13 protein-coding genes and 1 tRNA gene are annotated in these 9,170 nt (G+C 63.9%); 6 read left to right on the top strand and 8 right to left on the bottom strand.

Annotation, left to right across the window (positions count from 1 at the left end):
• The coding region (locus V6X63_RS03355; RefSeq protein ID WP_367978106.1) for an RNA-guided endonuclease InsQ/TnpB family protein at positions 1 to 860 on the bottom strand (860 nt) is incomplete at its 3' end.
• A 248-nt stretch (positions 861 to 1,108) separates the two neighbouring features.
• Between V6X63_RS03355 and V6X63_RS03350 the strand changes: the two genes are divergently transcribed.
• Together V6X63_RS03350 and V6X63_RS03345 are read left to right on the top strand one after the other, a co-directional pair.
• A complete protein-coding gene (locus V6X63_RS03350; RefSeq protein WP_367978105.1) occupies positions 1,109 to 1,537 on the top strand; it encodes a hypothetical protein in 429 nt (142 codons plus the stop codon).
• Positions 1,538 to 1,591: 54 nt separating this feature from the next.
• Positions 1,592 to 2,212, top strand: a complete 621-nt coding sequence (locus V6X63_RS03345; protein WP_367978104.1) for a LysE family translocator — start codon at positions 1,592 to 1,594, stop codon at positions 2,210 to 2,212.
• 4 nt (positions 2,213 to 2,216) lie between these two features.
• On the opposite strand, the gene V6X63_RS03340 is transcribed toward V6X63_RS03345, so the two are convergent.
• The 4 genes from V6X63_RS03340 to V6X63_RS03325 all read right to left on the bottom strand — a co-directional run bounded on the left by V6X63_RS03340 (position 2,217) and on the right by V6X63_RS03325 (position 5,786).
• The gene (locus tag V6X63_RS03340) at positions 2,217 to 2,912 is read right to left on the bottom strand and encodes a response regulator transcription factor (RefSeq protein WP_367978103.1); all 696 of its coding nucleotides are present in this window, start codon (positions 2,910 to 2,912) and stop codon (positions 2,217 to 2,219) included.
• Positions 2,913 to 4,022 carry a sensor histidine kinase gene (locus tag V6X63_RS03335; RefSeq protein WP_367978102.1) on the bottom strand — a complete coding sequence of 370 codons (1,110 nt, stop codon included), beginning with the start codon at positions 4,020 to 4,022 and terminating at the stop codon, positions 2,913 to 2,915.
• A complete protein-coding gene (locus tag V6X63_RS03330; protein ID WP_367978101.1) occupies positions 4,004 to 4,831 on the bottom strand; it encodes a 7TM-DISM domain-containing protein in 828 nt (275 codons plus the stop codon). The genes V6X63_RS03335 and V6X63_RS03330 overlap by 19 nt, the downstream gene beginning before the upstream one ends.
• A gap of 316 nt (positions 4,832 to 5,147) precedes the next feature.
• Positions 5,148 to 5,786 (bottom strand): shikimate kinase, encoded by a 639-nt coding sequence (locus V6X63_RS03325; RefSeq protein ID WP_367978100.1) that lies wholly within the window; start codon positions 5,784 to 5,786, stop codon positions 5,148 to 5,150.
• Positions 5,787 to 5,985: 199 nt separating this feature from the next.
• Here V6X63_RS03325 and V6X63_RS03320 point away from each other — a divergent pair, with 199 nt between their 5' ends.
• Complete coding sequence (locus V6X63_RS03320) at positions 5,986 to 6,237, top strand: helix-turn-helix transcriptional regulator (protein WP_367978099.1); 252 nt, start codon at positions 5,986 to 5,988, stop codon at positions 6,235 to 6,237.
• A 165-nt stretch (positions 6,238 to 6,402) separates the two neighbouring features.
• Complete coding sequence (locus V6X63_RS03315) at positions 6,403 to 6,663, top strand: hypothetical protein (protein WP_367978098.1); 261 nt, start codon at positions 6,403 to 6,405, stop codon at positions 6,661 to 6,663.
• Positions 6,664 to 6,734: 71 nt separating this feature from the next.
• Here V6X63_RS03315 and V6X63_RS03310 read toward each other — a convergent pair.
• Positions 6,735 to 6,810: transfer RNA gene (locus V6X63_RS03310), tRNA-Lys, on the bottom strand.
• 127 nt (positions 6,811 to 6,937) lie between these two features.
• On the opposite strand from V6X63_RS03310, the gene V6X63_RS03305 reads away from it, so the two are divergent.
• Complete coding sequence (locus V6X63_RS03305; RefSeq protein ID WP_367978097.1) at positions 6,938 to 7,216, top strand: FitA-like ribbon-helix-helix domain-containing protein; 279 nt, start codon at positions 6,938 to 6,940, stop codon at positions 7,214 to 7,216.
• Positions 7,216 to 7,635 (top strand): type II toxin-antitoxin system VapC family toxin, encoded by a 420-nt coding sequence (locus V6X63_RS03300; RefSeq protein ID WP_367978096.1) that lies wholly within the window; start codon positions 7,216 to 7,218, stop codon positions 7,633 to 7,635. Before V6X63_RS03305 ends, V6X63_RS03300 begins: the two co-directional genes overlap by 1 nt.
• Positions 7,636 to 7,639: 4 nt before the next feature.
• On the opposite strand, the gene ybgF is transcribed toward V6X63_RS03300, so the two are convergent.
• Positions 7,640 to 8,503: a tol-pal system protein YbgF gene (gene ybgF / locus V6X63_RS03295; protein WP_367978095.1), complete on the bottom strand. Its 864-nt coding sequence runs from the start codon at positions 8,501 to 8,503 to the stop codon at positions 7,640 to 7,642.
• Positions 8,504 to 8,525: 22 nt separating this feature from the next.
• Positions 8,526 to 9,074 carry a peptidoglycan-associated lipoprotein Pal gene (gene pal / locus V6X63_RS03290; RefSeq protein ID WP_367967153.1) on the bottom strand — a complete coding sequence of 183 codons (549 nt, stop codon included), beginning with the start codon at positions 9,072 to 9,074 and terminating at the stop codon, positions 8,526 to 8,528.
• Positions 9,075 to 9,170: the final 96 nt, after the last annotated feature.

Genomic DNA, 9,170 nt, shown 5'->3' with positions numbered 1-9,170 from the left:
CGTCCCGGTTGCTCGACCGTCCCCGACGCCGACTGCGTCATATTCCGTACCTGCAAATCCTCGACCACCACCGCCGCGTGGTTTTTGCTCAAGGCGCTGGTGAGTTTGTGCAGGTGGTCGCGTCGGGTATTGCCGATCCGGGTGTGAATGGTCTGAACCCGGGACTTGGCCTTGGTCCAGTTCCGGGAGAACTTATTTTTGCGATTCATCGCCCGTTGCGCTCTGGCCAACTGCCGTTGGTGCTTTTTCAGGGCATTGGCCGGGGCAATGACTTCACCGGTGGACAGCGTGGCGAGATTGGCCACACCCATGTCCACACCGACAACGCCGCTCGCCGGATGGCGTGGCGTCTCGACCTCGCGCTCGGTCTGAATGCTGACGAACCACCTGCCGCCCGATGCCGACACGGTGACGTTCTTGATGACGCCCAACACCTCGCGGCTGTTGCGATAGCGGACCCAACCCAGCTTGGGCAGAAAGATACGGCTGTTGCCCTCGTCGAGTTTCACGCCCTGCGGAAAGCGGAAAGCATCGTGCCGACCCTTCTTCTTGAACCGGGGGAAAGCCGCCCGCTTGGCGAAGAAGTTGGCGTAGGCGCGCTCCAAATCCTTGAGCGCCTGCTGAAGCGACTGAGAAGGGGCCTGAGAAAGCCACTCCGTCTCCTGAGATCGCTTCCAGCCCACCAACGCCTTGGCCAAACCGACATAGCCAAGTTTGTTTTCGCCTGTCTCATACCGGGCTTTCTGCAGTGCCAGCCCCCGATTGAATACGAACCGGCACGAGCCGGCGAATCGGCGCATCTGCCGCCGCTGTTCGCCGTTCGGGCGCAATTCGAACTTGAAGGCTTGAAGGCGTTGCATGGGTAACATTATACCACCACGAGGCGCCCTATATCCCCGCCCTAAACGGCGGGGTCTGACGGCGCGTTACGATAAAAACGAGAAAATCTTTAAAATAACGACATTAAATGACATTGAATTTTGAAACTTAAATAACATTACTACCTTTCTTGATTAAGTGGAAAGTATTAGTGAATATTGAAGGTGAATATTACCGCACCGACTGAGGTGTGGGTAAGTGCAAGTCAGCTTCAGGGAGAAACCTGGTCATGAATCACTCATCGATCCTTGTCTACTGGATGCGACAGATTGCCAGTGAAACTCTGCCCATGGAGGGTTCAAACATTCCCGTGGATATCTGCCTGGCTGTCGCTTGTCATTATCACTTGGGTGATACGCTAACGATAAAAGGGCTCGTCTCTGAGTTGCCATACTCGGAGGCGGGCGTGCAGTACAATCTGCGAGATCTGCGCGAAGGTGGTTGGGTTACCATGCGCAAATGCCCCGAGGATGGGCGGGTGCGTCGCCTCGTACCGTCGGAAAAGCTCGAGGAAGCGCTTGAGAGCTACTGGCAGACCGTTGCAGAGATGGTGGATCGCGCTCATAACGATCCGGACTCACTCACGCCGCGAATGGAACATCGTGGTCCGCCGAGGCCGGTCATCACGCCGCCAGAGGCGCTTTGGGCCAACCGCTGAGGGGGCGTCTGTCGATGGTCGACTGAACAGTCGACTGGCCGGTCGGGGTGTGCGGTGAGCATCGCGCCCACCGACCTCGCGCTGTATGCCGGCGCGCTGCTGATCCTCTTCCTCACGCCCGGTCCGGTGTGGCTGGCACTGCTTGCCCGGACCCTCGCGGGCGGCTTCGCCGGGGCCTGGCCGCTCGCCCTGGGCGTACTGGTGGGGGATCTGCTCTGGCCACTGGCGGCGATCTACGGGCTCGCCTGGATCGTCTCGGTGTATGGCGAATTCATGGTGGTGCTGCGCTGGGTGGCGGCGGGCATATTCCTGGTCATGGGCCTACAGCTCCTGCGCCATGCCGACCGGGCCATCACCGCGGATGGACGGCTCACCCGACCGGGGCTATGGCCCGGCTTTCTCGCCGGACTGGCCGCGATTCTCGGCAATCCCAAGGCGATCCTCTTCTACCTCGGCGTGCTGCCCGGCTTCTTTGATCTCTCCGCGATCACCAACGTCGATATCTTTGCCATCGTCGCGGTGTCGATGCTGGTGCCCTTCCTCGGCAACCTCATCTTCGCGGCGGGCATCGACCGGCTGCGTCTGCTGCTGAATTCGCCTGAGGCCCTGCGCCGTGCCAATCAGATCGCCGGGGGGCTGCTGATGCTCGTGGGCGCCGTCATCGCCCTTGGCTGAGAAGTCAGTCGACGAGTTGAATGGGCAGGCCGAGCTGGTAGCCGATACCGCGTACCGAGCGGATCAGGTTCACGCCATCCGGGAGCAGACCGGCGGCCTTGCCGCGGAGGCGGCTGATGCTGTTCTCCAGCGACCGGCGGGGGGCGCTGCGATCGGGGAATTTCTCCTCGAGCAGATCCATCAGCTCGCCGCTGTCGAGCTTGGCATCCGGGGCGAGCGCGAGGGCGCGGAGAATGAAGGTCTCGGCCGGCGTCAATTCCACGGCCGGCTGATCGGGGGAGCGCAGCATCCCCTGCAGGCAGTCGAGCGAGAGATCATGGGTGTTGCGCTCGCCGAGCACGCGCCGGCTTAGGCTCGCCACCGCCGCCGTCAGCTCCAGCGGGTCGGCGGGCTTGGTGAGATAGATATCGGTCCCCGCCCCATAGCCCTTGACCCGGTCCTCGGTGCGCGAGCGGGCGGTGAGCATGATGATGCCGATGCCCGGATGAGTCTCGCGCAGTTGCTGGGCGATCTCATAGCCACTCACCCCGGGCAGATTGAGATCGAGGATGAGCATGCGCACGGGATGCAGCCGCAGCACATCCAGCAGGCCGTCGAGGTTGAGCGCCTGGTGGACCTGATAGCCCGCCTCCTCGAAGAGATAGGCGAGTTCCTCGCGCAGCGTGGCGTCGTCTTCGACAATGGCGAGTTCCCGGCGCATTCAGTCATCCTCCACACGAAATTCGAAATGGATGCGCTCGGCCTCGATCCGCGGGACGAGCGTGCCCTCCAGCAGCTCGGCGATCCGGCGCGATAGCGCGAGCCCCAGCCCTGACCCCCCCAGCCGGCGGGCGTGGGCGTGGCGGTAGTAGCGCTCGAAGAGCTGCTCCGGGTCCGGGACCATGTCGGGCTCGATCCGGTTGGAGACCCGAACGCCCCAGGGCGAGGTGAGGATCACGACGTCGATCGGGCTGCCGGGCGGCGAGTACTTCGCGGCGTTGTCGAGCAGGTTGCCGAGCAGGGTCTCCAGCAATTGCGCGTCGGTCAGCACGACCGGCCGTTCGCCTGCGGTGACGCGGACCCGATCGAGCAGGCCGTAGCGCTCGATGAGCTCGTGGACGAGGCGGTGGAGATTGACCGAGCCCCGCTCCGGGGTGATGCCCGTCTCCTCGATGCGGTTATGCAGATCGCAGCGCTCGATGACGGCATCGATGGTGCGGATGCCGCGGTCGATGTTCACCAGTCGGCGCTGGACCGTGGGCCCGGCCGTGCTCGCCTGGCCCTGCAGGGCGCGGCTCGCGAGCTTGATCGTGGCGAGCGGGTTGCGGATCTCATGGGTCAGCATGTCGAGGAGCAGGCGCTTTTCCTCTCGCGCGGCGGTCTCAGCGGCAAGCTGCGCCTCGCGGCGGGCGAGCTCCTGCTCGGCGGCGGCGAGCTGCTGGTCGCTCGCGCGGTTGCGCAGCAGCACCGTGCCCATGGCGAGCAGCGGGATGGCCAGATCCAGTACCCGGGAGATGACCACCGGCAGGTCTGACTGGCCGCTGTAGCTCACCAGCAGGACGATGGCGATGATCTGGAGCAGATCATAGATGATGAGCGAGCCCACCAGCGCCTGCTTGAAAAGCCGGACCCGCGTCGGCGCGCGCAGGCCGGCGACGGTGTGCAGTATCGGCACCGCCAGAATCAGCAGGCGGCTCAGCAGCCGCGCCGCCACCAGCCACTCCAGCAGGTACAGGAGGCCCGCCACGCCGGCGACGGCATAGCTGATCCGGCAGCCGAGCCGATACCATGGTCGGTCGTAATGCGGCTGAATCAGCGCTGGTAGAGCCACCCCCAGGTGGCCATGCGCAGCATGATCAGCATCATGAATGCCGTCATCGCGAGCTGCCCCGGCAGGGCCGGGAGGAGGGTGGGCAGTACACCGCTGCCAAGCGCGACCTGGATGAGGATGACGGTGATGAGCACAAGCAGCCGATTGCTGACCGGGCCGGGTCGCAGAATGACGGATACCAGGGCCAGACCGGCCAGTGCCGCGATCATGCCCAGATGCAGGCCGATGGAGAGGACGGCCGGCGCCGGGCTGAGGCTTGCATCGCCAAGCGAATCCACCCGAATCGCGAGATGCGCGAACCCCGGCGCTTCCAGCCGGAGCAGGAAGGAGTTCTCGCCGGGGGCGAGCGTTAATGGGAAGACATGACCGGCGATCGCCGCGCTAGATGCGCCACCCCCGGCAAAGGCGCCGCCGCCACCGACCCGGATCAGTCGGTGATTGGTCGGCGCCTCGCCGGCGGCGATCGCCGGCCGGAAGAGCTCGATGGACGCCAGGTAATAGGGGCCGATGAAAAGACGGGCATCCTGCGGGCTGGATGTCGGGTTGGTGATCGTCAGCCGCATGCGCTGCGGGGCGTTATCAAGGCGCTGGCCCTGATCGGCGGGGCGCTGGCGGAGGTTGCATTGCTCGAGGGCGCTCGCCGTATCCGGTGTCACGCCGGGTGGGCAGTAGCGGAGTTCGTAGGGCAGTGGTTCGCCTTGCGCGGCGTTCGCTGTCATGCCGCCCAGCACCAGTGATGCCACCAGCCAGAGCAACGCCACCAGCAGCCCCCGGCACCATCCCGTCCGCCGCATTGTCTCCGCACCCATGCCCGCTCCCGGTTCTTGCCCCTGAACCGTATTGTCACCGCGTCGCCCGGCTTAAGCGAAGGCCACGCGCCACGACGCTTCCGTTATACGGCCTGCGCCGTGCGGAAACTCTCAGTGGCTCTCGGGTGTATGATCCCGAAAGCGACTGTGTCTTCTTTTTACAGGGTACGGACGATGAAGCAGAAACAACCGAACCACCGGCATAAAGCGGCCGTGATGCGGATTCTTGCCCGTCGACCCTCGGCGCCCCTTATTGATGAATCGCGGATACGGGAGGCGAGAGAAACCGGTCGGCCATAGCAGTCTTAGTAAGAGATTACGCCTGCGGGCGTACCAGTTCATCCTCTCCCACCCATCCCAGCTCAAGCCCGACGGTGTAGAAACCCGTCACCGAGAATTCGCTGATCTCGCGCGCGGTATGGGCGACGGTGATCTCGCCGCAGAGGGCGCGCGAGGCGGCCTTGGTGACCTCCTGGAGTAGCGCGAAGTCCCGGAACCAGTGCTTTAGCGGCGCTTTGCCGAGTGCTTCGCGCTTTTGGTTCCGGCCTTCGATGCCGGCGGCCACCGCCGCTTCGAGCCGATCGATGGCCTGCGGATCCCGGGCACGCAGCGATTCGGCAAGCTGCGAATAGCGCAGCTCCAGCACGACATTGTCCCGATCGGCATCCCGGGCGTGATACGGCGCGATGGCCTCATCCAGGCAGACCAGCGCCCGCCCGAGGCCGAAATGCTCAGCTACACGCGGGGTGATGGCGGAAATGCCGCGCGGCTCAAGGGGATCGCCCTGGATGATGACAAGCGGCGGTTTGCTCACCGGGCGACGCGCCCAGTGTGCCTGCAGTCCTGCCGCGACCTGCTCCGCGACGGCCATCGGATCCCGCGGGTCATAGCCGCCCATGCCCTCAATGACGACCGGGTGATAGGCGGCGAGGGTGGTGAGTGAATCCGGAGTCAAGGCAATCCAGGCGCTAGGATGATGGTGGGACTTGCAGGATACATTCCACACAATGTCTCCGTCATCCAAAAGTCGACTCGTATGCGTCAATTCCGATAATATATTTTTACTGCAATTAGCGCATAAATTTGATCTATGTGCTGATCCCGATATTGCAACATTATCGGGGTTGCCGCATATTGGAGTCGAGGTAAAGACCATGAATGATCTGGCACGCACACCAGGGCAGATCGGCAACCTCGTCCGCCGCATCCGCAAAGGCCGGCGGCTGACGCAGGCACAGCTCGGCGAGAAGGTGGGGCTGCGCCAGGAGACGATCTCCCTCATTGAGACCGGCAACCCAGCGGCCCGGATGGATACGATCCTGGCGGTTCTGGCTGCCCTGGATCTGGAGTTCCGCATTGCGAAGCGCTCCAGGGGCGGTGCCGAAGAGATTGAGGCGATCTTCTGATGCCGCGGCGCCGACAACATGCGCCGCTGCGGGTCCTGCTCAACAGCGGTCTCGTCGGGCATACGACCAGGGCGTCTGGCGGGGCGATTTCATCGACTCGCCCCGCTCTATGACGTCCTAATCGCACAACCGAGCCTGGACAGTCGCCAGATCGCTCGCAGACAGATGAAACTGGCTATGTCGGTGGGTGCCCGGCGCCATTACCCTGTCGAAGAGATTGTGGGGCGTCATTTCCTGCAGACCGGCCAAGAGGCGGGCCTGCCAAAGACGCTCGTCAACCAGGCGATCGAGGACATGGCCGATCATGCCGCGGACGCGCTTGAGAAGACGACGCAGGCGCTGCCTGCGGATTTCCCGCCCAGCATCCATGAGTCCGTGAGCGCGGGTGTCTTGAAGCGCGTTCGTCAACTGACGGTCCGGGAGTGACATCCTCTCCACGGCTTAAGCCGGCAGGTTCTCGCGATTCTCTGGCGGGCAAGGCGTAAGCTTTCGATGATTGGTGGGTCGTGCAGGATTCGAACCTGCGACCAGCGGATTAAAAGTCCGATGCTCTACCAACTGAGCTAACGACCCACTGCCGCGGAATGATACGGAGATGGCGCGCTGGCGGCAATATGGAAGCCCGGCCGTACCTTGAGGATGCGCCGCCATGCTATCGTGATATCATTATGATTGCGTTTCGATTAGCCGGAGGTGAGCGATGGCACAGCTTGTTGTTCGGAATCTGGACATGGCCATCAAGGCAGCGATCAAGCGGCGTGCGGTTGAGCACGGATGGAGTATGGAGGAGGAGATTCGGCAGATTCTTCGGGGCGCGGTCAGCGAGCAGCGTATATACGCGGGAAACCTCGGTTCCCGAATCGCAGAGCGCTTTGCCGGAGACGGGCTGACAGCCCCCATACCTGAATGCCACGGCCAGCCTGTAGAACCCATGTCGTTTGACCGTGAAAACGCGTCAGAGGGCGACGCGCACCAATGATGCTCCTCGACACCAATGTGCTCTCGGCGCTGATGCAGTCAACGCCGGATGAGCGAGTTGTCCAATGGTTGGATCAACAGCCGGTTGACGAGATCTGGCTGTCCACGATCACGATCTTCGAGGCGCGGTACGGGCTGCAGATCATCGAGGATGGCCGCCGTCGCCGACACCTTACCCGGCAGTTCGAGGCCATTCTGGCTGAGGACCTGGCGCATCGCGTCCTTTCATTTGATCAAAAAGCAGCCGATGCGGCCGCCACGCTCGCAGCGAGTCGGCGCCGTCATGGGCGCCCGGTTGATACAAGAGACACCTTCATCGCAGGCATTGCAGTCGCGAACCAGGCAGCGATCGCTACCGGAAATATTCGGCATTTCTCGGACTTACCGACTCCGGTGGTCAACCCATGGGCTGCCGCCTGAACCGTCACATCTGATTCAGACGCTGCTGAGCTAGATTCGCCGCGGTGGTGTCCGGGAAATCGGCGATGACGCGCTCGAGCGCGGTCCGGGCTTCTTCCATCCGGCCCTGCTCGAAGTACACATAGCCGATCTTGAGCAGCGCATCGGGGCGCTTGTTGCTCTCCGGGTAGTTGTCGATGACCTGCTGGAACTCGGGCAGGGCCGCGTCGAAGTCGCGTACGACGTAGTACGACTCGCCCAGCCAGTAGCGGGCATTGGCGGCGAGCGCGGAGTCCGGATGATCGGCCACGAACCGCTGGAAGGCCTCGGCGGCCTCCTGGTAGCGTCCGGCGCGGAGGGTCTCGAAGGCGCTGTCGTAGGCGTTGCGAATCGCGGCCTCCTGGCCGGCTGCATCCGCGGCGGCATTGTCTGAGCCGGTGGTTGAGGCGCCGTTGTTGGGGCTGGCTGATCCGGCTGCATCCGACCCGTTCGCGCTCTGCGCTGCGCCGGCGCTGCCGGTGCCTGCACCGGTGGATGGGGCTGCGCCGTTGCCGCTGGCGCTATCCGTGGATCCGTTGCCGTCCCCGGTCTCCAGTGCCTGCAGACGGCCGTCCACATCCAGGTAGATCTGGCGCTGCTGGTCGCGCAGATCATCGATCTGGCGCTGCAGTTGCTCGATCTCGCCGCGCAGGGTGCTCACCTCCTGTCGCAGGGTCTCGGCCTGGTTCATCAGGCCCATGAGCGCGCTGCCCTCGAGGCGCTGCTCAAGCCGGTCGACACGGCGCTCGAGATTGGCCTGGGCGGGCGCCGGTGTGCTGGTGGCCGCCAGTGTGGCGGCCAGCGCCAGAGCGGCGCCGGCCATCAGACGGGGACGGGCGATACGCGACATGAAGCCTCCCGATGTGCCTCGTTTAGCGTTCGTAGACGAGCTCGGCGCGGCGGTTCTGCGCCCAGGCCGATTCCGTGCTGCCGCTCACCGCGGGGCTCTCTTCGCCGTAGCTCACGATGTCGACCTGGGTCTCATCGGCTCCGGCGATCAGCAGTGCCTGCTGGACCGACTCCGCCCGGCGCTCGCCGAGGGCGAGGTTGTACTCGCGCGAGCCGCGCTCGTCGGTATGACCCTCGACGAGGATGGCCCGCTCGGGATTGTCGGCGAGGTACTCGCCGTGCGCCTCGATCAGCTCCATGCCCTCATCGGTCAGCACAGCGCTGTCGTATTCGAAGTAGACGACCCGATCGGACAGCGGGCTCGCCGGGTCTTCCAGCGGCTCGCCCTCGAACCCGGCCGTGCCCTGGGCACCGGAGGCGGAGGCCCCGGCACCGCCGGCCGCCATTTCCGCGGCGGCGGCCTGGTCGATCTCGGCCATCTCGGTGTCATTGATGTCGTCTTCGGTGGTGGCGCAGCCGGCCAGCACGACGGTGAAGGCCACGGGCAACAGCCAGCGGAGGCTAGGTTTCATGGAAGACTCTCCTGTTCCTGATCGATGCGATGCCATGGTTCGGTGAACCCTCTGGGTCGATACCCCTATTAAAAGCGGAAAAAGCGCTGACGAAAA

It is taken from the genome of Spiribacter onubensis, assembly GCF_040838425.1.
In the GTDB taxonomy this organism is placed as follows: Bacteria; Pseudomonadota; Gammaproteobacteria; order Nitrococcales; family Nitrococcaceae; genus Spiribacter; species Spiribacter onubensis.
Note: the sequence above shows the minus strand (reverse complement) of the source record. Positions and strands in the feature narration are given on the sequence as shown.